Consider the following 25,938-nt stretch of genomic DNA (forward strand, 5'->3'; position numbering starts at 1 on the left):
ATAGGTTATAATATATGAAGGAAGGTGATAATATGCCTTATACTGCATTATATAGAGAATGGAGACCTAAAACTTTTTCAGATGTGGTAGGTCAAGATCATATAACAGTTACATTGAAAAATCAAATATTAAACCATAGAATAGCCCATGCATACTTATTTTCTGGAACAAGGGGTACTGGAAAGACTTCTACGGCTAAGATACTGGCAAAAGCGGTAAATTGTTTGAACCTTCAAGATGGAGAACCTTGCAATGAATGTGAGATGTGCAAAAAAATAAATGCAGGTATTTCAATAGATGTAATTGAAATGGATGCTGCTTCCAAAAGAAGATTGGAAGATATTAAAGATGTAATAGAAAATGTAAAATATCCTCCTCAGGAGGGTAAATACAAAGTTTATATAATGGACGAAGTTCATATGCTTACTCAAGAAGCAGTAAACGCATTTTTAAAAACTTTAGAAGAACCACCTTTGAATGTAATATTTATTCTTGCTACTACTGATCCCCAAAAATTACCTGTTACTATACTTTCCAGATGTCAAAAATTTGATTTCAGAAGGATAAAAAGTTCTGAGATATTTAATAGATTAAGATGCATAGTTAGTGAGCAAGGAATTTTTGCAGATGACAGAAGTCTAAATTTAATAGCTAGAATATGCGATGGAGCCATGAGGGATGCACTTAGTATATTGGATCAGGCAATATCTATGGGAAATGGTAAAGTTGAATACGACGATGTAGTTAACATGTTAGGTTTAGTTACTAATGAGAATTTATTAAAACTTACAGACAGCATAATAGAAAAGAACGTAGAATCTTCTATGAGAGTAATTGATGATATAGTTCTAAGTGGAAAAGATATATTTAATTTTATTAAGGACATGATAATTCATCTAAGAAATCTTTTAATGGTAAAGGTGTCTAACAATCCGGAAGATGTACTTGATATGTCAGAAGAAAATATAAATCTTTTAAAAGATCAAGCACAGAAAATACGTGTAGAAGAAATAATGAGAGATATAAGAATACTTCAAGATGCCCAGGAACAATCTAAATGGACTAAACAAAGCAGAATTTATTTAGAACTTTCAGCTATAAAGATGTGTAAAATAGAATATGATACGTCAAAGGAAGTAATACTTGCAAGATTAAATAGATTGGAAGAAGCCCTCAGGCAAGGAAAAATTAAAATATCAAATGAAAAGATTAATTCCAAGGTGGAAAAAGAAACTGTACCTAAAAAAATAGAAGATACCTATAGAGAAAGTAGTACTGAAGAACTTAAGACAAAAAATAGTTCATCAAATGACGAAGTACAGGCAGAAAATATATATTCAAAGATAACACTAGATATAGTTAAAAAAAGCTGGAAAGATATACTTGAATCACTTAAAAGTAGGCATCAAATGGTTTTATTTGCAGCACTTACTACAGGAAAAGTAGTTAAATGTGAAAAAGGTATAATAACTATAGAGTATGGTAAAGAATATGCTTTCCACAAACAGAGACTGGAAAAGAATGAAAATAGAAAAATAGTTGAGCAGGTTTTTTCAGATGTGTTGAAGGAAAAAGTTATGGTTAGGTACATTATAGAAGACGAAGTGGAGGATGTATCTGTATCCAAGGAGAAATTATTAAAGGATACCTTTGGGGAGGATATAGTAGAAATATTTGATGAATAAATGTAAAATAACCTTAGATAAAATTTGATAAAAATATGGTATAATTAAATATAAATTAGTTGATTGAGGAGGAAATATACTATGGCAAGAGGCGGAATACCTAATTTTGGTGGCGGTGGAAATATGAATAATTTAATGAAGCAAGCCCAGAAACTTCAAAAACAAATGGAGACTATGCAATCAGAACTTCAAAATAAAGAGTTTTCTGCTACTGCTGGCGGTGGAGCAGTTACTGTATCAGTAAATGGTAAAAAGGAAATAGTAGATATAAAAATTAAACCAGAAGTTGTAGATCCAGAAGATGTAGAAATGCTTCAAGATTTAATTTTAGCTGCATGTAATGAGGCACTTAAGAATGCAGAAAAGGAGACTGCTTCTGAAATGAAAAAAGTAACTGGTGGACTTAATATACCAGGAATGTTTTAAGATTATGGACCCCATCTTATTGATGGGGTTTTAAATTGAGGTGATACTATGGATTTTTATCCTGCAGCTATTGAAAAATTAATAGAAGAGTTTGCAAAGTTACCGGGAATAGGCTATAAAACAGCTCAAAGACTTACCCTTTATATATTGAATCTACCGGGTGATGAAGTAAAGGAGTTTGCAAAAGCTTTAGTTAATGCAAGAGGTACTATAAGATACTGCTCTGTTTGTGGAAATTTTACAGATTCAGATCCCTGTGCTATATGTTCAAATCCAAATAGGGATAAGAGCGTAATATGTGTAGTAGAACAGCCTAAGGATATAATGGCTATGGAGAGAATTAAAGAGTACAATGGTGTTTATCATGTGTTGCACGGCAACATATCACCTATGGCAGGAAGAGGGCCTAATGATATAAAGCTTAAGGAACTTATAACAAGAATTAATGGGAATGTAAAAGAAGTCATAGTTGCAACTAACCCAAATGTAGAAGGAGAAGCTACAGCTATGTATATATCTAAAATATTGAAACACCTTGGAGTGAAGGTAACTAGAATAGCCCATGGTATTCCTGTTGGTGGAAATTTAGAATATGCAGATGAGATTACTCTGTCAAAAGCACTAGAAGGTAGAGTAGAGATATAAATGAAATTATAATGCGTTTAAATCAGGATTCTTTGATAATGTATATTGATGCTAATTTATGTCAATTATTAAGATAACATATAATTTAGGAGGATTCTGATTTTATGAACAAGTATAATATAATCAAATATTTGTTGGCAAAAAATTCGAAATACACAAAAAATCAAAGAAGATTATTAAATGATATAAATGAAGCTAGGGAAGAGTTGGAAAGGTGTGCTATATACTTTGATACAGTGAAAGATCCACACTTGGTTGATTACGCTATATATATGGAAGAGGCAGCAAAATCAAAATACATGTATTTATTAAATGAAGTAAAGAAAAATGGAATAGATTTAAATTACAATAGCATGTTTCCTAATTTAAAGGAAAATAAAAAATCATCTTAAACAAAAATTTTTAGCTTATTCCTTTGTATTAATATTTATTAATTGTTAGAATATAAATTAAGTAGTAGTACTAGTTTTTTGATTTCAATATTTTACTATAAGAAAAATAGGGGGAATAAGCAATATGTTTCAGTATATAGGATATTTTTTAATTGCCATATTAGGACTTTATGTGTTAGTAAAAGTATTTTCGTGGCCTTTAAAAATTTTATTTAAACTTATTATAAATGCTGTACTTGGTGTAGTACTGCTAGTTATAGTGAATTTAATAGGAAAATACTTTTCATTTAGTATAGGTATTAATGCAATTACAGCACTTATTGCAGGATTTTTTGGAATACCAGGAGTGATATTTCTTATAATATTTAAACTATTTCTCTAAAATTCTTATTAATAAACCACTTTTTATTTTTTAAAAGGGTGGTTTTATTTTGATTAACTTAAATTTGGTTTTATTGGAGATGGTGTATTGATATTTAACAAACAAATAGTAAAGGCTAAGTTTATTAGCAGACCTAATAGATTTCAAGCCTATGTAAATATAGATGGTGTGCAATTGATGATTCATGTACCTAATACAGGAAGGTGCAGGGAAATTCTCATACCTGGAGCTACAGTAATTTTAAGAGAGGAAAATAACCCAAATAGAAAGACAAAATACGATTTAATAGCTGCTTACAAAGGAACAAGATTAATAAATATAGATTCTCAAATTCCAAACAGAATTGTAGACGAAGCGCTAAAAATGAATAAAATAAGTTATTTTAGAGATTGTAAAAACATAGAGCGGGAAAAAACTTTCGGAAATAGCAGGTTTGATTTTAAGTTATTGGATAAAGATAATAAGGAATATTATCTTGAAGTAAAAGGAGTCACTTTTGAAGAAAATGGAGTTGCCAGGTTTCCTGACGCACCTACAGAAAGAGGAAGAAAACATTTATTGGAATTAGTGCAAGTGAAAAAATCTAATATGGGGGCTGCAGTTTTATTTCTAATTCAAATGGAAGGCATTAAGTGCTTCAAGCCTTACGATGAAATTGACAAAAAGTTTGGAGAGAACCTTAGATATGCTGATAAAGAAGGGGTAAAAATTCTTGCCTATGATTGTTTTTTAGGTGAAAATTTTATAATATTAAAAGATGAAATAAAAGTATACCTATAAATAAAAAAATATTATATTAATATATATTTTATAATTTGCTCCCTAATTTTATAGTATAATTAATGTATAAATTTTGGAAAATTTTATTTGTTCAGGTTAAGGAGGTGTAGCTGCTTTATGAAGCAGTGTGTATATGAAATTTAAATATTGTCCTATGTGTGGAGGAGAGTTAGAAGAAAGATACAGCTGGGATGAAGGTGGAGTACCTTATTGTCCTAAAGATGATATAATGTATTTTGATACTCCAAGACCTTGTGTGATAGTTGCTGTAATAAAGGAAAATAAAATATTGTTATTAAAACAAAGTTATATATTTAAACATTCTAAAGTTTTATTGTCCGGATATGTTACAAATGGAGAAACAGTAGAAGAAACAGTACATAGAGAAGTATTTGAAGAAGCAGGGCTTAAGGTAAAGGATTTAAAATATTTAGGAAGTGAATATGTAAAAAATAACAATAAGGAAATAATAATGCTTACTTTTATGGCCAAGTATGATGGTGGAAATATAAAAAAATCCGCAGAAGTGGAATGGGTAAATTGGGGATATATAGAAGATGCATTGTGTGAAATGAAAGAGGATGAGATTGGAAAGAGAATAGTTAGAAAGGTTTTAAAAGAATTAGGTTATACTGGAGAAAAAGCCTATAGATGTGATAATAATAATTGTCACACAGATAGTTAAATACAAGGAGGGGGAAAACATGGCTAAATATATACCACAAGTAGATGGAATTGAAAGAAAGCATATGATTAGAGTACCTGAAGTTATTAGAGAGGCAAGTGGAATAAGAATATTTGGAAAAAGGCTAAAGTCTTTTTTATTTACTACGGATGTAGCTATTATAAAAAATACTGATGCAGATGCAGTTATTGCTGTATACCCGTTTACACCACAGCCGCTTATAACACATGCAATTATTTTGTCCGCAGATATACCTGTTTTTTGTGGGGTTGGAAGCGGAATTTCAACAGCCAAAAGAATTTTAAATTTAGCATTAGATGCAGAATTTAAAGGTGCCATGGGAGTTGTTGTAAATAGTCCTACATCTAATGAAGTCATAGAACAAATGAGAGATAGCATAGATATACCAATAATAGTAACTATAGTATCTGAATACGAGGATGTACAAAAGAGAATAGAAGCAGGAGCTACTATAATAAATGTATCTGGAGCTGAGAAAACTGCTAAAATAGTTAAAAAAGTTAGAAGTCAATATCCTAATTTCCCAATAATAGCTACAGGAGGACCTACAGAGGAAAATATAAGAGAAACTATACTTGCAGGAGCTAATGCTATAGCTTTTACGCCTCCTACTTCGGGTGAAATTTTAAGAAAAATTATGAATGAACATAGGAAAAAATATAAAAATGGAAGACCAGAATAAATATTTACAGTATATTATAGGGAGAGGAGTAACTACTTTTATTTTGATTATTTAAAAATAAAAGATTAAATTAGTATGAAGGGTATTTTATATTATTTTAGTGGTACGGGAAATACTAAGTGGGTGGCGGATAGATTTAAAGAAAAATTTCAGTTTTATAACATAGATATAGACTTAGCATATATTCAATCTGTAGAAGAGAGGAAAATAGAAAAATATGATTTCATAATCATTGGCTTTCCTGTCCATTGGAAATTACCACCTAAAATTGTAACAAATTTTTTAAATAGACTAAATAATACAAAAGAAAATACAAGGGCTATAGTATATTCTACACAAGGTGCTTCATCATCTTCAGCGTCTTGTTTTGTTGCAGGATGTTTAAAAAAGAAAGGATATGTACCAGATATACAGGTTAGCATAAAAATGCCTAATAATTTTTACTTCTTTATAGGTAAAAAATATAATGAAAGTGAAATAGAAAATTTGCTTGTTTCTGTTGATAAAAAGATTACAAATATAGTAGAAAGTTTTATAAAGGGAAGGATTGTAAAAGAATCTAATTCTTTAATAAGGCTTCAATTTAGTAAAGTACTGCACAGCGTGTTCAAAGGTAGGGTACCTAAATTATCTAGAAATATATCATCAACTAAAGATTGTGTTAAATGTGGATTATGTCTTAGAAATTGTCCTCAAGGTAATATAACATTTGAAAATGGACATGCAGTTTTTCATAGTAAATGTATTTTATGCTTAAGATGTATACATATATGCCCAATAAATGCAATAAGATATAGAGGTAAGAAAATAGAACAAACTCAAAAAAATATTATACAGGTATTAGATCTGAATAAATAAATTTTTGATACTGAATTACACAAGTAGCTTCTAACAATTCTAATGTTAGAGGCTATTTTAGAATTAAATTTTTTAGCTTGGGAATAATAAAAATACAATATTTTTCAGGAGTGAGTTTTATGATTTCAGCCCAAGATAAAAGAATTGTTGCAGAAAATTGTAAGGAATATGAATCTAAAAATAGTATTCTGGGATTGCAGGTAAGCTATATTTCAGGAAGTTGCAGTAATTGTGTGAATTTTGTAAATAACAAATGCAGTAAAGATTTGCTTTACAAAATTGAACAAGTGATAAGTATGAATTAAATTTAACAGTGAAAGGGGCAGCTAAAATGGAAAGTATAGGGCAAATGGTAGGTGTTGCTAATTCTTGTCCGGGATATGAAAGAAAAAATATTTCATTTAATTCTGGCATAGGAAATTCTGACACCAAAAGCTGTACTAATTGCAGAAACTTGCAAAATGGTATATGTATTAAGGATCTTTATGATAAAGTCTTAACCAGTTTAGATCAAACATAGTTATTAAAAAATTATTTTTCTAATTTTAAAAATATGTATTGACATATAAAAATATAAACTATATAATGATACCAATGAAAGACAAACGTTAGCAAATTTGATATTATTCTATGAAGAGAATAGTAACATGAGTTAGGTAATAGAGAGTCAGTGAAAGGTGTAAACTGATACCGATGCTTTTGTGAATCCGCCTCGGAGAATTATTATGATGAATAATACGGAAAAACCGTTATTTTAATGAGAGAGTTATATTATATAACTAATAAGGGTGGCAACGCGAACCAATCGTCCCTATGTGGGATTTGATTGGTTCTTTTTTATTTATAGTAAATTCTCATATGTTAAATGTTTTGCTAATAGTATTTCAAATTTAATATTATTCTATGAAGAGAATAGTAGCGTAAGTTAGGTAGTAGAGAGTCAGTGGAAGGTGTAAACTGATACCGATACTTTTGTGAATCCACCTCAGAGAATTATTATGATGAATAATACGGAAAAACCGTTATTTTAATGAGAGGGTTATATTATTATAACCAACAAGGGTGGCAACGCGAGGCAATCGTCCCTAAGGGGATTTGGTTGGCTTTTATTTTTTACAACACGCGCTTTATCAGTGTAGAACTTTAAATTGTTAAATAACATTAGATTATTAATTAAATAAATTTATTTGGAGGTAAAAATATGCATAAGAAATTATTTATTCCTGGACCAGTAGAAGTTAGAGAAGATGTATTAGAGAAAATGGCTACACCTATGATAGGACATAGGAGTAAAGAAGCTTCAAAGCTTCAAAGAGACATTAGTGACAAAATGAGAAAAGTATTTCATACAAAGGAGGAAATTTTACTTTCAACATCATCTGGAACAGGACTTCTGGAAGGTGCTATAAGATGTAGTACAGCTAAGAGGGCAGCAGTTTTTTCAATAGGAGCTTTCGGAAAAAGATGGCATCAAATTGCAGAATGTAATAACGTACCAGCAGATTTGTATGAAGTAGAATGGGGTAAAGCAGCAGATGTTAATGAAATAGACAAAGCTTTAGCTACAGGTAAATATGATTCACTTTGTATAACTCATAATGAAACTTCTACAGGAGTTATGAATCCAATAGAAGAAATAGCAGAAATAGTAAAAAAATATCCGGATATAGTATGGTGTGTAGATACAGTTAGTTCCATGGGAGGCACTAAAATAGAAGTGGATAAGCTTGGCATCGATATATGTTTGACATCGAGCCAGAAAGCTTTAGGACTTCCTCCAGGAATGGCTATATGCTCTTTTTCAAAAAAAGCAGTAGAAAGAGCAAAAAATGTAAAGTTTAGAGGATATTATTTGGATTTACTTTCAATATATAATTATATACAAAAGAAAGATTATCAATATCCATCTACTCCATCCCTTTCACATATGTTTGCAATGGATTATCAGTTGGATAGGATCTTAGAAGAGGGACTTGAAAATAGATATAATAGACATTTGGAAATGGCTAAATATGTGAGAGAATGGGCTAAAAAGTATTTTGAATTATTTGCAGATGAAAGATATCTTTCAAATACTCTTACTAATATAAAGAATACTAGGGACATAGATGTAGCAGAACTTAATAAAAAGTTGGGCGAAAGAGGATTCCAGATATCAAATGGATACGGAAAATTAAAAGGAAAAGCATTTAGAATAGCTCATATGGCTGATTGTACTCTGGATGATATAAAAGAACTTTTGGAAAATATTAATGACATATTAGGATTATAAGTTTTAAGGGGGCTAGGGAAATGATAAAAGTATTAGTTAGTGATGGAATGGAAAAAGAAGCTTTAAATAAATTAATAGAAGATGGTTATGAAGTTGTAGACAAACATTTTGAAGAAGATGAATTAAAAGAAAAAATAAAAGAATTTGATGTAATAGTAGTTAGATCTGCTACTAAAATAAGAAAACCACTTATAGATGAAGCTAAAAAAGGTAATTTAAGACTTATAATAAGAGGTGGGGTTGGAGTAGATAATATAGATGTAAAGTATGCTACTCAAAATGGAATAACAGTTAGAAATACTCCAAATGCTAGTACTGTGTCAGTAGCGGAGCTTACTATGGGGCACATATTTGCAGTATCAAGATATATTAATATAGCAAATGTAACTATGAGAGATGGAAAATGGGAGAAAAAGAAATATAAAGGTGTAGAATTGTATGGAAAAACATTGGGCCTTATAGGATTTGGAAGAATTGCAAAAGAGGTTGCAAAGAGAGCAGCTGCTATGGGAATGAGGATAATATATACAGACATTCTTGGTATGGCAAAGGGATATAATAATTATGAATTCTGTGAACTCAACGATTTGTTAAAGAAGGCAGATTATATATCTGTTCATATACCTTTTAATAAGGAGCAGGGAGCTGTAGTAGGAGAAAAAGAATTCAACATTATGAAAGATGGAGTTTTTGTAATAAACTGTGCAAGAGGTGGAGTTATAGATGAGAAAGCTCTAGCAAAGGCATTAAATACAGGAAAGGTAGCAGGAGCTGCACTAGATGTATTTGAAAATGAGCCTAAACCATGTGAAGAACTCTTAAATAATGATAGAGTATCAGTAACACCTCATATAGGTGGTTCAACAGTTGAAGCTCAAAAGAGAATTGGAATGGAAATTGTAGATATAGTTAAAAAATGTTTAGATAAAAATTTGGTTAATGCATAAGGAGGACTAAAATGGCAACTTTAAAAGCCTTCAAAGCCATAAGACCAAGGGAAGATGCAGCTTGTAAAATAGCTGCACTTCCCTATGATGTTATGAATAGTGAAGAGGCAAGAGAAATGGCAAAAGACAATGCATATTCTTTTTTGCATATAGATAAAGCTGAAATTGATTTAGACAGAAATATAGATCCTTATGATAAAAAAGTATATGAAAAGGCAAATGAAAATTTGCAAAACATGATAAATAATAATTTGCTTATAAAAGATAATAAGAAAAATCTATATATATATAGACTGATCAGAAATGGAAAGGCACAGACAGGTATAGTAGGATGTACTTCCATAGATGATTATATTGATAATAAAATAAAAAAGCATGAATTTACAAGAAAAGACAAGGAACAGGATAGAATAAACCATGTTGATACTTGTGATGCAAATACAGGACCAATTTTTTTGACATATAGATATAATGAAAAAATTAATAATATAGTAGATAAATGGACTAATGAAAAAAAACCGGTTTATGATTTTGTAGCTGAGGACGGCGTTACAAATACTGTATGGGTTATAGATGATGACAAGGTAATAGATACTATTTGTCAGTTGTTTAATAATATAGACAGTCTTTATATAGCAGATGGTCATCATAGGACAGCTTCTGCAGTTAAAGTTGGTATTAAAAGAAGAAAGGAAAATCCAGGTTACAAGGGAGATGAAGAATTTAATTTCTTTCTGTCTGTACTTTTTCCAGATTCAGAGTTAAGTATCATGGATTATAACAGAGTTGTAAAAGATTTGAATGGCCTTACCCGTGATGAATATATGAATAAGATTTCAAAAAAGTTTAATGTGAAAGAATATGAAGGTAAAGATCCTTATAGACCTTCTAAGAAACATACTTATGGTATGTATTTAGATGGAAAGTGGTATGAGATTGAAGCAAAAGAGGGTACTTATGATCCTTGTGATGTTGTTGAAAAACTAGATGCTTCTGTACTTCAAAATAACTTATTGAACCCAATTCTTGGGATAGATGATCCGCGTACAAATCCTAGAATTGATTTTGTAGGAGGAATAAGGGGACTTAATGAATTAGAAAAAAGGGTAGATAAGGAGAGACAAGGAGTTGCTTTTTCAATGTATCCAACTACATTAGATGACCTAATGGGAATTGCTGACGCGGGAAAAGTAATGCCTCCTAAATCCACCTGGTTTGAACCTAAACTTAGAAGTGGTTTATTCATTCATGAATTAAAGTAAATATCATATAAAGCTTCAGCCTGGTTAGGTTGGAGCTTTTATTTAATGGAAAGACTATTATAACTAATATTAAGGAAGAAAAAGCATTTTTACTGATAAAATAATAGCCATTTTTTATGTTATAATTAATTAAGAAAGTTTAATTTCAAATTAGTATATACAAAAATATAAGAATTAATTTTTAAATTGGAATTTCTATAGTATTGATTTAATTGGGAGAGATAGAAATGCTTAAAGAACAACTTGTAACCATTAGTTTAGTTAGTGGGAGTAATAGTGAATATATAATAAGGGATAACTGTGGCATAACTTTAGGACGGGTATTCATAATTGAAATTTCCTCTAAAAATAAATGCTGTATACTTAGAATAAAATTTTATAAGTGGGGGGAGTCTAGTTACAGGTTGCTTAAAAATTCACTTAGTATATTTGTAGAAATACTTTTTAAAAATGCTAATTTAAATAAAATAAATATATTAGCAGATGAAGATATAAATATAGCTGCATTTACAGATCTAGGATTTGAACTTGAAGGTATAATAGCAAATAGTATTAAGTCTGATTCTGGATATAAGAATGAAATATTATTTGGATTACAACTGGATAAATTTAAAAACATAAGCATTAATAGGGGATTACATATAAAAGGTAGTAAGATAAATATTTCAGTACTAACACCAGAAAATGCAGAAAGTGTACTAAATTATTATATAAAGAATAAAGATTATCTGAGTAAATTTGAGCCTGATCGTGAAAAAAATTTTTATACTTTAGATATTCAAAAGAGGATTTTAATTGAAAGTTACAGGGAATTTTTGAGCGGCAAAAGTGTGAATCTTGGAATATATAAAGATAAAACGTTTATAGGAAAGATACAGATATCTAATATAGTTATGGGAGTGTTTAAAAGCGCATTTGTAGGATATTCTATAGATGAAGATGAGCAGGGGAAGGGATATATGAAAGAGGCATTAAAATTAACTCTTGAGTATGCCTTTAATGAAATGGACCTTCATAGAATAGAAGCTTCTACATTAGTAGATAATATAAGATCTCAGAAAGTTCTTTTAAGTTGTGGGTTTAAGGAAATTGGATTGAATGAAAAGTACATATTTATAAATGGAAAATGGCAAGATCATTTAACTTTTAGTAAGATTAATCCAAGAGGATAATAAAGTAAGGTTTGGTCCTTAAAAGCAGGAGTTTGTAAGTATAAATTACATAAACATATCCATGTGTATCTTTATATAAAAAATGTAGAAATAAATAGAATATAGAAGTATTAGTGATGTAAACTTAAAATTTTTAAGTTATTATGTATTATGGAACCTTAACCTGTGGTATAATAGTCTTCGTTGTCTTGAGAAAAAAGATTTCGGCCAATATATTTTATAAGAAATAAAAAAACATGTTGACAGATTAGAACTCAGATGATATACTATAAAAGCTGTCGAAGTGAGACAGCAAAATGATCCTTGAAAATTAAACAGAGGAAGATATAAGTACAACTTATTTAGAATAAACCAGCAATTCTTTTGAGCTGCGAGAGCAGCTAAAAAAGTAATTTCGTAATAAGAAGAGTCAATACAAACTTTTAAATTAAGAGTTTGATCCTGGCTCAGGACGAACGCTGGCGGCGTGCTTAACACATGCAAGTCGAGCGATGAAGCTCCTTCGGGAGTGGATTAGCGGCGGACGGGTGAGTAACACGTGGGTAACCTACCTCAAAGAGGGGGATAGCCTCCCGAAAGGGAGATTAATACCGCATAATAATCAATTTTCACATGAAAACTGATTTAAAGGAGTAATCCGCTTTGAGATGGACCCGCGGCGCATTAGCTAGTTGGTAGGGTAACGGCCTACCAAGGCGACGATGCGTAGCCGACCTGAGAGGGTGATCGGCCACATTGGAACTGAGAGACGGTCCAGACTCCTACGGGAGGCAGCAGTGGGGAATATTGCACAATGGGCGAAAGCCTGATGCAGCAACGCCGCGTGAGTGAAGAAGGTTTTCGGATTGTAAAGCTCTGTCTTTGGGGACGATAATGACGGTACCCAAGGAGGAAGCCACGGCTAACTACGTGCCAGCAGCCGCGGTAATACGTAGGTGGCGAGCGTTGTCCGGAATTACTGGGCGTAAAGAGTGCGTAGGCGGATATTTAAGTGAGATGTGAAATACCCGGGCTTAACCCGGGCACTGCATTTCAAACTGGGTATCTGGAGTGCGGGAGAGGAGAATGGAATTCCTAGTGTAGCGGTGAAATGCGTAGAGATTAGGAAGAACACCAGTGGCGAAGGCGATTCTCTGGACCGTAACTGACGCTGAGGCACGAAAGCGTGGGTAGCAAACAGGATTAGATACCCTGGTAGTCCACGCCGTAAACGATGAGTACTAGGTGTAGGAGGTATCGACCCCTTCTGTGCCGCAGTAAACACAATAAGTACTCCGCCTGGGAAGTACGATCGCAAGATTAAAACTCAAAGGAATTGACGGGGGCCCGCACAAGCAGCGGAGCATGTGGTTTAATTCGAAGCAACGCGAAGAACCTTACCTGGACTTGACATACCCTGAATATCTTAGAGATAAGAGAAGCCCTTCGGGGCAGGGATACAGGTGGTGCATGGTTGTCGTCAGCTCGTGTCGTGAGATGTTAGGTTAAGTCCTGCAACGAGCGCAACCCCTGTTGTTAGTTGCTAACATTTAGTTGAGCACTCTAGCAAGACTGCCGCGGTTAACGCGGAGGAAGGTGGGGATGACGTCAAATCATCATGCCCCTTATGTCCAGGGCAACACACGTGCTACAATGGGCAGTACAGAGAGAAGCAAGACCGCAAGGTGGAGCAAACCTCAAAAACTGCCCCCAGTTCGGATTGCAGGCTGAAACTCGCCTGCATGAAGTTGGAGTTGCTAGTAATCGCGAATCAGAATGTCGCGGTGAATACGTTCCCGGGCCTTGTACACACCGCCCGTCACACCATGAGAGCTGGCAACACCCGAAGTCCGTAGTCTAACTTAGGAGGACGCGGCCGAAGGTGGGGTTAGTAATTGGGGTGAAGTCGTAACAAGGTAGCCGTAGGAGAACCTGCGGCTGGATCACCTCCTTTCTAGGGAGTCGAAAGATAGAGTATAATCTATCTTATAAATTGATGGTTTAAGTAAGTTTACAATCTACTCTGTTTAATTTTGAAGGATCATAGATTCTTCTTTCATTTTGCAACCAATTAGGAAAGTAAAATGAAAAATTGTCCTTTGAAAATTGCACAGTAAATAAGAAATAAAGTAAAGCTAAGGTTATAATATAACCTTTGTAGATGATACAAAGAAAATTGGCAGTAACGAGTACAGCAAGGAAAAGACCGAATGAGGAGCGGAGTTTACTTATGTAAATGAGCACCGGAATGAGGTATTTGACGAAGCTGGACGAAGTTAATGACGATTTTCGATAATGAAAGGTCAAGCTACAAAGGGCGCATGGAGGATGCCTTGGCACCAGGAGCCTAAGAAGGACGCGATAAGCTGCGAAAAGCTCTGGGTAGGCGCAAATAGCCAGAGAACCAGAGATATCCGAATGGGGAAACCCACCTAGCAAACACTAGGTACTGCAAACTGAATACATAGGTTTGTAGAGGCAAACCCGGGGAACTGAAACATCTAAGTACCCGGAGGAAGAGAAAGAAACATCGATTTCCTAAGTAGCGGCGAGCGAAAGGGAAAGAGTCCAAACCAGGAACTTGTTCCTGGGGTTGCGGATAGATTATAAATACTGTGAAGTGCTAATTGAAGAGAGCTGGAAGGCTCTGCCGGAGAAGGTAAAAGCCCTGTAAATGAAAGCAAAGAACAGTCAGATCTAATCCAGAGTACCACGAGACACGAGAAACCTTGTGGGAAACAGGGAGGACCACCTCCCAAGGCTAAATACTACCTGGTGACCGATAGAGAAGGAGTACCGTGAGGGAAAGGTGAAAAGAACCCCGGGAGGGGAGTGAAATAGAACCTGAAACCGTGTGTCCACAAACAGTCGAAGTACGTAAAGTACGACGGCGTGCTTTTTGTAGAACGAGCCAGCGAGTTACGATGTGCAGCAAGGTTAAGTACTTAAGGTACGGAGCCGGAGGGAAACCGAGTCTGAAAAGGGCGCGAAGTTGTATGTTGTAGACCCGAAACCGAGTGACCTATCCATGGCCAGGTTGAAGCGGAAGTAAAATTCCGTGGAGGACCGAACCACGTTGGTGTTGAAAAACCATGGGATGAGCTGTGGATAGCGGAGAAATTCCAATCGAACTCGGAGATAGCTGGTTCTCCTCGAAATAGCTTTAGGGCTAGCGTCGGAAATGAGTAATGGAGGTAGAGCACTGAATGGGGTAGGGGCTGACAACAGTTACTGAACCTTATCAAACTCCGAATGCCATATACTTGAATTCCGGCAGTCAGACTGCGAATGATAAGATCCGTGGTCAAAAGGGAAACAGCCCAGACCACCAGCTAAGGTCCCAAAGTGTAAGTTAAGTGGGAAAGGATGTGTGATTTCTAAGACAACTAGGATGTTGGCTCAGAAGCAGCCACTCATTTAAAGAGTGCGTAATAGCTCACTAGTCAAGAGATCATGCGCCGAAAATGTCCGGGGCTAAAACTTACCACCGAAGCTGTGGACTCGAAAGAGTGGTAGAGGAGCATCCTGTATGAGTAGAAGTCGTACCGGAAGGAACGGTGGATTGTACAGGAGAGAGAATGCTGGCATAAGTAGCGAGAAATAAGTGAGAATCTTATTGGTCGAAAACCTAAGGTTTCCTGGGGAAGGTTCGTCCGCCCAGGGTAAGTCGGGACCTAAGCCGAGGCCGAAAGGCGTAGGTGATGGACAATCGGTTGAAATTCCGATACCGCATAAAAGCGTTTGACAAAAGGGATGACGCAGGAGGATAAGGTGTGCATACAATTGGATGTATGTCTAAGCACCGAGTCAGGTATACCAGGAAAATCCGGTATATCAATGATGAGGTGTTATGGGGAACCCGTAAGGGGAAGTACCTGATTTCACGCTGCCAAGAAAAGTCTCTATGGAGTTTTTATGTGCCCGTACCGCAAACCGACACAGGTAGGTGAGGAGAGAATCCTAAGACCATCGGAAGAATTGTTGTTAAGGAACTAGGCAAATTAACCCCGTAACTTAGGGAGAAGGGGAGCCACGCAAGTGGCCGCAGAGAAAAGGCTCAAGCAACTGTTTATCAAAAACACAGGTTTCTGCTAAAGCGAAAGCTGAAGTATAGGAGCTGACGCCTGCCCGGTGCTGGAAGGTTAAGGGGAAGACTAAGCGTAAGCGAAGGTCAGAACTTAAGCCCCAGTAAACGGCGGCCGTAACTATAACGGTCCTAAGGTAGCGAAATTCCTTGTCGGGTAAGTTCCGACCCGCACGAATGGCGTAATGATTTGAGCACTGTCTCGACAACAAATCCGGCGAAATTGAAGTGCAAGTGAAGATGCTTGCTACCCGCGATTGGACGGAAAGACCCCGTAGAGCTTTACTGCAGTTTAGCACTGAATTTCGGTATTGTCTGTACAGGATAGGTGGGAGACTAGGAAGTAGTGGCGCCAGCCATTACAGAGTCGATGTTGGGATACCACCCTGACAGTACTGGGATTCTAACCGGGCTCCATGAAACTGGAGACGGGACAATGTTAGGCGGGCAGTTTGACTGGGGCGGTCGCCTCCTAAAAAGTAACGGAGGCGTACAAAGGTTCCCTCAGAAGGGTTAGAAATTCTTCGAAGAGTGCAAAGGCAGAAGGGAGCTTGACTGCGACACAAACAAGTGGAGCAGGGACGAAAGTCGGGCTTAGTGATCCGGTGGTACCTCGTGGGAGGGCCATCGCTCAACGGATAAAAGCTACCTCGGGGATAACAGGCTGATCTCCCCCAAGAGTTCACATCGACGGGGAGGTTTGGCACCTCGATGTCGGCTCGTCGCATCCTGGGGCTGAAGTAGGTCCCAAGGGTTGGGCTGTTCGCCCATTAAAGCGGCACGCGAGCTGGGTTCAGAACGTCGTGAGACAGTTCGGTCCCTATCCGTCGCGGGCGCAGGAAATTTGAGAGGAGCTGTCCTTAGTACGAGAGGACCGGGATGGACCGACCGCTGGTGAACCAGTTGTTCCGCCAGGAGCATAGCTGGGTAGCCAAGTTGGGAAGGGATAAACGCTGAAAGCATCTAAGTGTGAAGCCCACCTCAAGATAAGATTTCCCATAGCGTAAGCTAGTAAGACCCCTCGAAGAACACGAGGAGATAGGTCAGAGGTGTAAGCAGGGTAACTTGCTAAGCTGACTGATACTAATAGGTCGAGGGCTTGACCAAATAAAAAGCGAAAGAAAAAAGTTTACTGTGCAATTTTGAGAGGACAGAAACAATTGAGAATTGATAGTTGACAATTTACAATTGTTATGACCTTAAAAAAGCAATATAAAAGAAAATTGGTAGTAACGAGTACAGCGAGGAAAATGATGAACGAGGAGCGGAACTTACTAAAGTAATTGAGCACCGGAGTGAGTTGTTTGACGAAGCTGGACGAAGTTAATAACAATTTTCGATAATAAAATCTGGTGGTAATGACGTGAAGGTAACACCCCTTTCCATACCGAACAGGAAGGTTAAGCTTCAGGGTGCCGATGGTACTGCAGGGGAGGCCCTGTGGGAGAATAGGTCGCTGCCAGGTTATATGGTTCACTAGCTCAGTTGGTAGAGCACATGACTTTTAATCATGTTGTCCGGGGTTCGATTCCCCGGTGAGCCACCAAAAGAAGTACTTGAATGTACTTCTTTTTTTATATATTTTTTTATATGGAAAAAAGCCATAAAATATGGCTTTAGTTATTTAATGTAAATTGAATTAAGCAGCTCTTTTCCCGTAGAAGTTTTAAAATATTTATTTTTCATGTATTCTATATCAGATATTTTAATATTATTCTCATATGTATTTACTAAAAAATCACTTTCAATCAATATCTGTAAGTCTATTTTATCAATTTTATTGTAACTATGGTGATTACCTATTAAAAAACATACTCTTTTAATTATTGTATCATCTAGATCTATTTCTTTAAGCAGTTCTTTAGCTACAGGAGGCCCTTCAATTTCTTGATAATTTCCAGCTGAACTATTATACTTCCTTTCACTTTCTTTAATCCCTATATCATGAAGTATAGAAGCTAATTCAAGTATAAGCATTTCATTATCGTTTAATCCTTCTAATTGGCCTATAGTTTTGCTGAAACCATATACTTTTAAAGCATGATTTATTCTTTTTATATCATTTCCAAAATAAAGTATCATTTTTTTAGTAACGTAACTTGCTAAATCTGACATGAGTACCTCCTTATATTTAAATTATAGTATTAGTATATCTAATTTGTATTAGTATATCAATTTTACTGTGATAAAATATTCATATATTTATTAATTAAAAAATAGGGGATTAGGTGTAATGAAAAGTATTTTATTAGTAGAAGATGATAAATCATTAAATAGGGGAATTAGCTTTAAATTGAATAAAGAAGGATACAAGGTTTTTTCATCAAGAACTATTGAAGAAGCAAAAATAATATTAGAAGAAAATAGTGTTGACCTTATGATCCTTGATGTAGGATTGCCTGATGGAAATGGATTTGATTTCTGTGGGGAAGTTAGGAAAAGAAATGACTTACTTATTATATTCTTAACGGCTTGTGATCAAGAAATTGATATTGTAACAGGACTTGATATGGGAGCAGATGACTATATAGCCAAGCCATTTAGTCTTATGGTATTAATGTCTAAAATAAATGCTCTACTTCGAAGAAATTCTAATAAAAATCAAAGCAAAAAAATCGTATCTGGAGATATAGTTTTTTCTATAACGGATATGAAAGTGTTAAAAAATGAAGAGGAATTATTTCTAAGTAAGACTGAAATAAAACTTTTAAAATATTTAATGGATAATGCAGGACAAATCATAACCAAAGATCAGCTTTTAAATAAATTATGGGACATAGATAGCACATTTGTAGATGAAAATACCATAGCAGTAAATATAAGAAGACTTAGAGAAAAGATAGAGGACAATCCTTCAACACCTAAATATATAAAGAATGTTAGGGGAATGGGATATATATGGACAGAAGGATGTGTAAAGATATGATTGAATATTTAAAAGAAAATCCCTTATTAAAGAAAGTATTTAATATAATGATTATTACTATATTAAGTACCTTAGTGATAACTTGTTTTGTAAATTACTATATAACTGAACAAGTGTATAAGCAAAATATAAATTCTACACTTCAACTAGTTGGAACACTTACAAGATTAAATCCTGGAAATGAAACTGAAATTGTAAAAACTGTACTGCTTAAAAAATATGATGCTAAAAATTTGGAATATGGAAAAAACATTGCTAAAAAATATGGCTATGATGATGAAGTTACAGCATGGAATGATGATGCATTTAATAAAAATGTATATAATATGATAAAAATTAATTTTATATTGTTTATAGTAATCTTAATTGAATCAATGTGGATTTTCAGAAGTTGCAGTTCATATATTATGAAAAGGCTTGAATATATATTAAATAGTGTTGATGAGGCAATAAATGGAAAACTATTGACGGATATGAATAGCTTCAATGAAGGAATTTTGCCTAAGATATATTCTAAGCTGTGCGATTTAAGCAGAATACTTAATTTAAATATCGAAAAATTATATAGGGAAAAAGAAAATATAAAGTCACTTGTTACAGATATTTCACATCAAATAAAAACTCCCCTATCCTCAATTAAACTCTTTAATTCAATTCTAATAGAAGATGAAAGTATAAGTAAAAACGAAAAAAGAGAATTTTTAAATACAATAAAAGAAGAGGTTTTAAAACTTGAGTGGCTTACAGGTTCACTTATAAAGTTGTCCAGGCTTGAAGCTAGTATGATTGAGCTAAAAAAAGAAAAAAAATCTATAAAGGATACAATATATAAAGCTATAGAAGGAGTTTATTCAAAAGCTCTGCAAAAAAATATAGAGATAAATGCTGAAAATGTATATGAATTTTCTATTTTTCATGATGTGAGATGGACTAAAGAAGCAATAATTAATGTACTTGAAAATGCCATAAAGTATACAGATAGTACTGGAAAAATAAATGTAAGTATGAGTGATATGAACTTTTTTATAAGAATTGATATAGAAGATACCGGTATAGGAATACTGGGTGAGGATTTCAACAAGATTTTTAAACGATTCTTTAGAGGGAGTTGCAAAATGGTTCAAGAATCTGAAGGCTCTGGAGTAGGCTTATATCTTACAAGAAAGATACTAGAAGAACAAGGTGGAAGTATAATGGTTGATTCAAAACTAGGGGAGGGAAGTAAGTTCAGTCTTTTCTTACAAAAATGTAAGTGATGTTGAAAGTGAATTGTAATATTAACATGTTATCCTCTAAGTATAATAATTGGATGTTGAAGAGAGGTAATGTTATGAAAGTATTGGAAGTAAAATCTCTAAAAAAATATTATGGGAAAGATGAGAATTTAGTTAAAGCAGTCGATAATGTAAGTTTTTTTGTAGATGAAGGAGAGTTTGTTGTAATAATTGGTACATCAGGTTCAGGTAAGAGTACGCTGCTTCACATGGTTGGAGGTCTTGATAGACCAACATCAGGGGAAGTTTATATTGTAGGGCAGAATATATTTTCAATGAAGGATGATAAGCTTGCTATATTTAGGAGAAGAAATATAGGTTTTGTTTTTCAAGCATACAATCTTATACCAGTCTTAAACGTGTGGGAAAACATAACACTCCCAATAGGACTTGATGGTAAAGATGTGGATGAAAGTTATGTTAAAGAACTTATGGAAACTTTAAATATATATAATAAGAAAAATTCACTTCCAAATGCTCTGTCAGGTGGACAACAACAGAGAACGGCTATATGTAGAGGTCTTGCAGCTAAACCGTCTATAATACTTGCAGATGAACCTACAGGAAATCTTGATTCCAAGACGGCGCAAGAAGTTATGGCGCTCTTGAAGATGTCAGTAAAAAAATATCATCAAACTCTAATTATGATAACTCATGATGATAAAATTGCACAGATGGGTGATAGAGTGATTAGAATTGAAGACGGAAAAATAGTGCAGGGGAGGGAGTAAGTATGAATTATATATCCAATCTTGCTAGGAAGAATTTAAAGTTTTCTAAAACCAAGAATATACTGATCATACTCACTATAGCGTTAGCTACTTGTCTCATAACTGCTGCTGGAATAATGTTTTACAGTATACAAAGTTCTATGATAAATGGAGCTGAAGAAGCAATGGGAAACTATCATGGAATGTATGTTAATGTAAATGATAAACAAATCGAAACTCTAAAGAATAATAGGAAAATTGAAAAGTTAGGGGAATATATTCCATTTAAAAATATAAAAAATAAAGATTTAAGTGATTCTCAAATGGAGTTATTTTATACTGATTATGCAGGGGCAGATATGACGAATGTGAAATTAAAACAAGGAAACTTGCCTCAAAAATCAAATGAAATAGCACTAGAATCATGGGTACTTGACAAATTAAAAGTAAAATCTAAAATAGGAGAAAGCATTCATATTAAATATGAAAACAATAAAAGTATGGATTTTATTTTAAGTGGAATATTAAGCGATGATAAAATACGTAAGCAGAAAAATAATGTCATAGGTGTAGTATCAAAAAAACTTGTAACTCGAAATTCATCTAAAATAAAGATGGCATGTTATGTAAGAGTTAAAAATCATAGAAATATTATGAGCACTGTTTTTGATATTGGACATAGTATTGGTTTAAAGGATGAAAATATAAAGACAAATTCACTGTATATAAGTGCAGTAGGAGGAGATCCATCATTACTAATATCATTTCTTGTTATAGCTTTAATTATAGTAATTGCAACTATTGTGGTTATCTATAATATATTTTATGTATCTGTTATTGAAAGAATAAAACAATTTGGTCTTCTTTCTGCAATTGGTGCAACTAAAAAGCAAATTAGAAAAGTTATATTTAAAGAAGGATTTACTTTATCAATTATAGCAATTCCAATAGGGATTATATTTGCACATGCAATATATTATATAGTAAGGCAACTATTAATTTCAAAGTACTCCATAGAAATAAAATCTTCACCATATATTATAATTATTTCGGCACTGATAAGTTTATTAGCAGTTGTAATTTCTCTTAGAAAACCAGAAAAGCTTTCTTCGAGAATATCTCCAGTAGAATCAATGAGATACAGTGGTGTAGAAATAAATTCAAAGAAAAAAGAAAGAAATTCAATTAAAAAAATATCTATATCTAAAATTGCACATTTAAATCTCTGGCGAAATAAAAAGAGAACGATTATGACCATGATTTCTCTTACTATGAGTGGCATTTTATTTATTGTAATTTGTACTATACTTAAAAGTATGAATATAGATAATTTAACAAAACAAGATTTTAAACACGAATTTTCATTAACAAGCACAGAAACAGCGGGCAATCATTTAAATGATAAGATGATAAATAATATAAAAAATATTAAAGGTGTTAAAAATGTTAGTACTGAAAAATATACCGGTAATATATCTGTTAACAATTTGAGCTATGGACTATATGGATATGATGATTATCTTTTAGGTAAATTTAAAAAATATTTAATAGCTGGAAAAATATCTCCTGAGGAATTAAAAAGTAAAGATGAAGTTTTAGTTGCAACTAATTATGACAAAAATGATAACAGGATTTGCAAATATAAAGTTGGAGATAAAATAAATTTATCAATTGTAGTAGATAAAAATGGGAAACAAACAGAAAGCATAAAAAAACAATTTACTGTGGCAGGTATAGTCAGTAAGAATATAGGAAGTTTTGGCTGGAAAATAGATGGATATGATCTTATAACCCACGAAGATGTGTTTACAAGAGGAGAATTTAAGGACAAGTTAGCTAGTGCAAATGACAACAAGATATCAGGAGTATATATAGACATTGACAGCAGTAAATTTGAATCTATAAAAAGTAAGCTTAAGTCAGTTTCACAAAAGGACAATAGAATATTTTATGATTCACATACGGATTATAAAAAAGAAATTGAAAGTCAGTATATGGGGATACAAATTATTGCAATGAGTTTTATTGTCATTATAGCCCTTATTGGGATTTTAAATCTTATAAATACCATGATTACAAGTATACTTACTAGAAAAAAAGAGTACGGCATGCTTCAAGCTGTTGGACTTTCAGACAGAGAGCTTCGCAAAATGCTTCAAATTGAAGGAATATATTATTCTCTTGGAAGTTCCTTAATGTCTATAATTTTTGGAACATCTTTAGGATACCTGTGTTTTAAATTGTTTAAAAAGTCCGGAGCAGATTATGCAGAATATAAATTACCACTAGGTTCAATTCTAGTATTGATTTTAGCGTTTGCCATAATAACAATACTCATAACTTATTTAATTGAAAATAAGTTAAAAAAGGAATCAATTATAGATAGAATAAGATATAGTGAATAAAATTAAGTTTTCACCTAGAAATTTTACGTAAAGTTTCTAAGTGAAAACTTTTATTTATCCGATGACTACCTGCTCTAATACTCCCACTTTCCCAAGTTGGAGTAAAGAGCAGGTACGTCCCTGGATAACGATTTCTAAGCATTAGGTGGAGTCAAAACTTCATCTGATGCTAAGAACTCTGTTTATATGTATGCTATAATTGGATTATGATAGGTCATAAAGTTAGCTGCAGAATATATGATAACTAATGTGTAATTAAATTATCAGTGTATTTGATTGGAGGTAAAAATGGAGGATTTAGATTTATTCAAAGAAATATGCGAAACTCATGCACCAAGTGGCAGAGAAGACTGGCTGTATTCTATTATAGAAGATAATTTTAATCAATTTGGAGATATAACTATAAGCAAGCTAAATAATATGTATATACATAAAGAGGGAAAAACTTCTAGCAAATTAATGATAATGTCTCATGCAGATGAAGTTTTTTTAATGGTAAAAGAAATAACAAAAGAAGGCTTTGTAAAATTTAAAGGATTGGGAATAGATGCTAAAAGCCTTGTTGCTCAAGAAGTTATCATTCATGGAAAAGAAAATATATCTGGAGTTGTGGCGTTAAAATATGATTATAGTGATAAACAAAAAAATAAAGTTAGTGTGGAAAACCTATATATAGAAACTGGTTTTTGCACAGAAAAATTAAGAAGTTTAATTAAGGTAGGAGATTATATTACTTTAGATAGAAAAATGGTAGGGCTTTTAAATGACAATGTGAGTTGTAAGTCAATAGATAACAGAGCTAGCATTTTTGCTATGTATGTTTGTGCGGAAGAACTTAAAAATGTAAATCCAGATTTAAATGTTTATTTTGTATGTTCATGTCAGGAGGAAGTAGGACATAGAGGAGCCAAAATGGCAAGTTACGAAGTTAAACCTGATATAGGTATAGCACTTGATGTTACTTTTGATGGTGGAACTTTAGGAGATAGCGATAGGGAAAATAAGCTGGGAGCAGGGCCAGTTATATGTATAGGCCCTAATATACATACTAAAATTAAAAACAGGATAATACAAACTGCAGATAAATATAACATTCCATACCAAATTGAAGTTGAGCCGGGAAACACTGGAACTGATGCTTGGGATATTCAAACTGCAGAAGGGGGAATACCTACACTTCTTATATCTATTCCTATAAAGTATATGCATACTTCTGTAGAAGTGGTAAATTTGAAAGATATCAAAAACACAGGAAGACTTTTGGCTAGGTTTATTCAAGAGTTAAAAGAGGATGAATTGGAGGGATTATTTTGCTTTTAGAAAAACTATCTAACTGTATAGGACCTTCTGGTTATGAAGAAGAAATTAGGAATGTAATAAAAGAGGAGTTGTACACTTTTACTGATAATGTAACTGTAGATAGAATGGGAAACGTTATAGTCCATAGTGATGATAATGATAATTCTTCACCTAAAATAATGATAGCTTCTCACATGGATGAGAGAGGTCTTATAATTACAGCTTATAATGATGATGGAACTCTAAAGTTTTCAACTTTAGGTAAAATGGAAAAAGGAGCACTGCCTTGTAAAACTGTTTTAATTGGAAACAAAAAAGTACATGGCGTTATAGGCATAAAACCAATACATCTTCAGGATAAAAGTGAAAGAAATAAAAATATATCCTATGATGATATGTGTATAGATATCGGAGCCTCAAGTAAAAATGAGTGTAAGAAGACTGTTTCACTTGGAGATTTTGTAGTATTTGACAATAGTTTTTCTGATTTTGGAGACAATTTAGTAAAAGGTAAGGCTTTAGATAATAGGATAGGATGTTCTATACTTTTAGAATTATTAAGGGAAAAATGTGAGTGTAATTTATATGGAGTGTTTTATGTCCAGGGAAATATAGATAAAAGAGGAATTTATACTGCGGCTTATAATGTTAAGCCTGATATAATGATAGATTTAGATACTATAAATAGTACTGATGGGGAAGGTGTACCGGAATATTTAAAAACAAATGAACTTACAGGAGGACCCGTGATACCTTTTAATATGGAAGAGTCTATATTTAATAGAGACATTGTAAAATCTATTAGAAATAAGGCAGATACTATGGGAATTGCTTATAAAAAGAGCATAAGTACTAAGGATACAAGTAAACTTAAACCAGTCCGTTTACCTATTAATAACTGCAAGACAGCAGCGGTATTAATACCATGCAAACATATGGATTATAATATTTCAATGTGCAGCTTGATGGATTATGAAAGTACTTTAACTTTGGTAAAAAGTTATTTGTCAGATTTATAGATGATAATTTAAAATATTGAGGGGTGAAATTTT

The 25,938-nt window shown here is 33.4% G+C and carries 22 protein-coding genes, 1 tRNA gene, 3 rRNA genes and 2 other annotated features; of the genes, 25 read left to right on the forward strand and 1 reads right to left on the reverse strand.

Annotated features, from left to right (window positions below):
- Nucleotides 1–32 precede the first annotated feature (32 nt).
- The 19 genes from dnaX (at nt 33) to DMR38_RS00435 (ending at nt 17,818) form a co-directional block, all read left to right on the forward strand.
- Nucleotides 33–1,685, forward strand: coding sequence for a DNA polymerase III subunit gamma/tau (gene dnaX, locus DMR38_RS00345; RefSeq protein ID WP_127719482.1), 1,653 nt, complete (start codon nt 33–35; stop codon nt 1,683–1,685).
- Nucleotides 1,686–1,766: 81 nt separating this feature from the next.
- Complete coding sequence (locus tag DMR38_RS00350) at nt 1,767–2,111, forward strand: YbaB/EbfC family nucleoid-associated protein (RefSeq protein WP_127719483.1); 345 nt, start codon at nt 1,767–1,769, stop codon at nt 2,109–2,111.
- 48 nt (nt 2,112–2,159) lie between these two features.
- Nucleotides 2,160–2,756, forward strand: a complete 597-nt coding sequence (gene recR / locus DMR38_RS00355; protein WP_013236789.1) for a recombination mediator RecR — start codon at nt 2,160–2,162, stop codon at nt 2,754–2,756.
- Nucleotides 2,757–2,860: 104 nt separating this feature from the next.
- Nucleotides 2,861–3,148: a DUF2508 family protein gene (locus DMR38_RS00360; RefSeq protein WP_127719484.1), complete on the forward strand. Its 288-nt coding sequence runs from the start codon at nt 2,861–2,863 to the stop codon at nt 3,146–3,148.
- A 124-nt stretch (nt 3,149–3,272) separates the two neighbouring features.
- Nucleotides 3,273–3,530: a pro-sigmaK processing inhibitor BofA family protein gene (locus tag DMR38_RS00365; protein ID WP_029170132.1), complete on the forward strand. Its 258-nt coding sequence runs from the start codon at nt 3,273–3,275 to the stop codon at nt 3,528–3,530.
- 87 nt (nt 3,531–3,617) lie between these two features.
- Nucleotides 3,618–4,310 (forward strand): DNA/RNA nuclease SfsA, encoded by a 693-nt coding sequence (gene sfsA / locus DMR38_RS00370; protein WP_127719485.1) that lies wholly within the window; start codon nt 3,618–3,620, stop codon nt 4,308–4,310.
- A 133-nt stretch (nt 4,311–4,443) separates the two neighbouring features.
- Nucleotides 4,444–4,995, forward strand: a complete 552-nt coding sequence (locus DMR38_RS00375) for an NUDIX domain-containing protein (protein ID WP_127719486.1) — start codon at nt 4,444–4,446, stop codon at nt 4,993–4,995.
- A 19-nt stretch (nt 4,996–5,014) separates the two neighbouring features.
- Nucleotides 5,015–5,698 carry a hydrolase gene (locus DMR38_RS00380; RefSeq protein ID WP_127719487.1) on the forward strand — a complete coding sequence of 228 codons (684 nt, stop codon included), beginning with the start codon at nt 5,015–5,017 and terminating at the stop codon, nt 5,696–5,698.
- 75 nt (nt 5,699–5,773) lie between these two features.
- Entirely contained in the window at nt 5,774–6,556 is a 783-nt protein-coding gene (locus tag DMR38_RS00385; protein WP_127719488.1) for an EFR1 family ferrodoxin, read from the forward strand.
- A gap of 119 nt (nt 6,557–6,675) precedes the next feature.
- Nucleotides 6,676–6,861 (forward strand): hypothetical protein, encoded by a 186-nt coding sequence (locus DMR38_RS00390; protein WP_013236796.1) that lies wholly within the window; start codon nt 6,676–6,678, stop codon nt 6,859–6,861.
- Nucleotides 6,862–6,887: 26 nt separating this feature from the next.
- Nucleotides 6,888–7,076, forward strand: a complete 189-nt coding sequence (locus DMR38_RS00395; RefSeq protein WP_127719489.1) for a hypothetical protein — start codon at nt 6,888–6,890, stop codon at nt 7,074–7,076.
- Nucleotides 7,077–7,177: 101 nt separating this feature from the next.
- Nucleotides 7,178–7,372, forward strand: a binding site (T-box leader).
- Nucleotides 7,373–7,450: 78 nt separating this feature from the next.
- Nucleotides 7,451–7,646: a binding site (T-box leader), on the forward strand.
- Nucleotides 7,647–7,757: 111 nt separating this feature from the next.
- Nucleotides 7,758–8,828, forward strand: coding sequence for an alanine--glyoxylate aminotransferase family protein (locus DMR38_RS00400; RefSeq protein WP_127719490.1), 1,071 nt, complete (start codon nt 7,758–7,760; stop codon nt 8,826–8,828).
- Between the two features lie 20 nt (nt 8,829–8,848).
- Nucleotides 8,849–9,775, forward strand: coding sequence for a D-2-hydroxyacid dehydrogenase (locus DMR38_RS00405; protein ID WP_127719491.1), 927 nt, complete (start codon nt 8,849–8,851; stop codon nt 9,773–9,775).
- Nucleotides 9,776–9,786: 11 nt separating this feature from the next.
- The gene (locus tag DMR38_RS00410) at nt 9,787–11,037 is read left to right on the forward strand and encodes a DUF1015 family protein (protein WP_127719492.1); all 1,251 of its coding nucleotides are present in this window, start codon (nt 9,787–9,789) and stop codon (nt 11,035–11,037) included.
- Nucleotides 11,038–11,264: 227 nt separating this feature from the next.
- The gene (locus DMR38_RS00415; protein ID WP_127719493.1) at nt 11,265–12,209 is read left to right on the forward strand and encodes a GNAT family protein; all 945 of its coding nucleotides are present in this window, start codon (nt 11,265–11,267) and stop codon (nt 12,207–12,209) included.
- A gap of 423 nt (nt 12,210–12,632) precedes the next feature.
- A 16S ribosomal RNA gene (locus DMR38_RS00420) occupies nt 12,633–14,142 on the forward strand.
- Nucleotides 14,143–14,489: 347 nt separating this feature from the next.
- Nucleotides 14,490–17,379: ribosomal RNA gene (locus DMR38_RS00425) — 23S ribosomal RNA — on the forward strand.
- 241 nt (nt 17,380–17,620) lie between these two features.
- Nucleotides 17,621–17,737: ribosomal RNA gene (gene rrf / locus DMR38_RS00430) — 5S ribosomal RNA — on the forward strand.
- Together the 16S, 23S and 5S rRNA genes with 1 tRNA gene alongside form the textbook arrangement of a ribosomal RNA operon.
- A gap of 5 nt (nt 17,738–17,742) precedes the next feature.
- Nucleotides 17,743–17,818: transfer RNA gene (locus tag DMR38_RS00435), tRNA-Lys, on the forward strand.
- Between the two features lie 74 nt (nt 17,819–17,892).
- On the opposite strand, the gene DMR38_RS00440 is transcribed toward DMR38_RS00435, so the two are convergent.
- Complete coding sequence (locus DMR38_RS00440) at nt 17,893–18,387, reverse strand: HD domain-containing protein (protein ID WP_127719494.1); 495 nt, start codon at nt 18,385–18,387, stop codon at nt 17,893–17,895.
- Nucleotides 18,388–18,505: 118 nt separating this feature from the next.
- Between DMR38_RS00440 and DMR38_RS00445 the strand changes: the two genes are divergently transcribed.
- From DMR38_RS00445 to DMR38_RS00470, 6 genes are all read left to right on the forward strand, one after another.
- Entirely contained in the window at nt 18,506–19,198 is a 693-nt protein-coding gene (locus tag DMR38_RS00445; RefSeq protein ID WP_127719495.1) for a response regulator transcription factor, read from the forward strand.
- The gene (locus DMR38_RS00450; protein ID WP_243124402.1) at nt 19,195–20,454 is read left to right on the forward strand and encodes a HAMP domain-containing sensor histidine kinase; all 1,260 of its coding nucleotides are present in this window, start codon (nt 19,195–19,197) and stop codon (nt 20,452–20,454) included. The genes DMR38_RS00445 and DMR38_RS00450 overlap by 4 nt, the downstream gene beginning before the upstream one ends.
- Before the next feature lie 74 nt (nt 20,455–20,528).
- Nucleotides 20,529–21,203, forward strand: coding sequence for an ABC transporter ATP-binding protein (locus tag DMR38_RS00455; protein WP_127719497.1), 675 nt, complete (start codon nt 20,529–20,531; stop codon nt 21,201–21,203).
- A 2-nt stretch (nt 21,204–21,205) separates the two neighbouring features.
- Nucleotides 21,206–23,587: an ABC transporter permease gene (locus DMR38_RS00460; protein WP_127719498.1), complete on the forward strand. Its 2,382-nt coding sequence runs from the start codon at nt 21,206–21,208 to the stop codon at nt 23,585–23,587.
- Nucleotides 23,588–23,875: 288 nt separating this feature from the next.
- Nucleotides 23,876–24,907, forward strand: coding sequence for a M20/M25/M40 family metallo-hydrolase (locus tag DMR38_RS00465; protein ID WP_127719499.1), 1,032 nt, complete (start codon nt 23,876–23,878; stop codon nt 24,905–24,907).
- Entirely contained in the window at nt 24,898–25,905 is a 1,008-nt protein-coding gene (locus DMR38_RS00470; protein ID WP_127719500.1) for a M42 family peptidase, read from the forward strand. Before DMR38_RS00465 ends, DMR38_RS00470 begins: the two co-directional genes overlap by 10 nt.
- Nucleotides 25,906–25,938: the final 33 nt, after the last annotated feature.

The organism is Clostridium sp. AWRP (assembly GCF_004006395.2).
In the GTDB taxonomy this organism is placed as follows: Bacteria; Bacillota; Clostridia; order Clostridiales; family Clostridiaceae; genus Clostridium_B.

Coding starts and splice junctions, on each gene's coding strand:
- dnaX (WP_127719482.1), top strand. CDS start 33: ATGCCTTATACTGCATTATATAGAGAATGGAGACCTAAAACTTTTTCA.
- DMR38_RS00350 (WP_127719483.1), top strand. CDS start 1,767: ATGGCAAGAGGCGGAATACCTAATTTTGGTGGCGGTGGAAATATGAAT.
- recR (WP_013236789.1), top strand. CDS start 2,160: ATGGATTTTTATCCTGCAGCTATTGAAAAATTAATAGAAGAGTTTGCA.
- DMR38_RS00360 (WP_127719484.1), top strand. CDS start 2,861: ATGAACAAGTATAATATAATCAAATATTTGTTGGCAAAAAATTCGAAA.
- DMR38_RS00365 (WP_029170132.1), top strand. CDS start 3,273: ATGTTTCAGTATATAGGATATTTTTTAATTGCCATATTAGGACTTTAT.
- DMR38_RS00375 (WP_127719486.1), top strand. CDS start 4,444: ATGAAATTTAAATATTGTCCTATGTGTGGAGGAGAGTTAGAAGAAAGA.
- DMR38_RS00380 (WP_127719487.1), top strand. CDS start 5,015: ATGGCTAAATATATACCACAAGTAGATGGAATTGAAAGAAAGCATATG.
- DMR38_RS00385 (WP_127719488.1), top strand. CDS start 5,774: ATGAAGGGTATTTTATATTATTTTAGTGGTACGGGAAATACTAAGTGG.
- DMR38_RS00390 (WP_013236796.1), top strand. CDS start 6,676: ATGATTTCAGCCCAAGATAAAAGAATTGTTGCAGAAAATTGTAAGGAA.
- DMR38_RS00395 (WP_127719489.1), top strand. CDS start 6,888: ATGGAAAGTATAGGGCAAATGGTAGGTGTTGCTAATTCTTGTCCGGGA.
- DMR38_RS00400 (WP_127719490.1), top strand. CDS start 7,758: ATGCATAAGAAATTATTTATTCCTGGACCAGTAGAAGTTAGAGAAGAT.
- DMR38_RS00405 (WP_127719491.1), top strand. CDS start 8,849: ATGATAAAAGTATTAGTTAGTGATGGAATGGAAAAAGAAGCTTTAAAT.
- DMR38_RS00410 (WP_127719492.1), top strand. CDS start 9,787: ATGGCAACTTTAAAAGCCTTCAAAGCCATAAGACCAAGGGAAGATGCA.
- DMR38_RS00415 (WP_127719493.1), top strand. CDS start 11,265: ATGCTTAAAGAACAACTTGTAACCATTAGTTTAGTTAGTGGGAGTAAT.
- DMR38_RS00440 (WP_127719494.1), bottom strand. CDS start 18,387: ATGTCAGATTTAGCAAGTTACGTTACTAAAAAAATGATACTTTATTTT.
- DMR38_RS00445 (WP_127719495.1), top strand. CDS start 18,506: ATGAAAAGTATTTTATTAGTAGAAGATGATAAATCATTAAATAGGGGA.
- DMR38_RS00450 (WP_243124402.1), top strand. CDS start 19,195: ATGATTGAATATTTAAAAGAAAATCCCTTATTAAAGAAAGTATTTAAT.
- DMR38_RS00455 (WP_127719497.1), top strand. CDS start 20,529: ATGAAAGTATTGGAAGTAAAATCTCTAAAAAAATATTATGGGAAAGAT.
- DMR38_RS00460 (WP_127719498.1), top strand. CDS start 21,206: ATGAATTATATATCCAATCTTGCTAGGAAGAATTTAAAGTTTTCTAAA.
- DMR38_RS00465 (WP_127719499.1), top strand. CDS start 23,876: ATGGAGGATTTAGATTTATTCAAAGAAATATGCGAAACTCATGCACCA.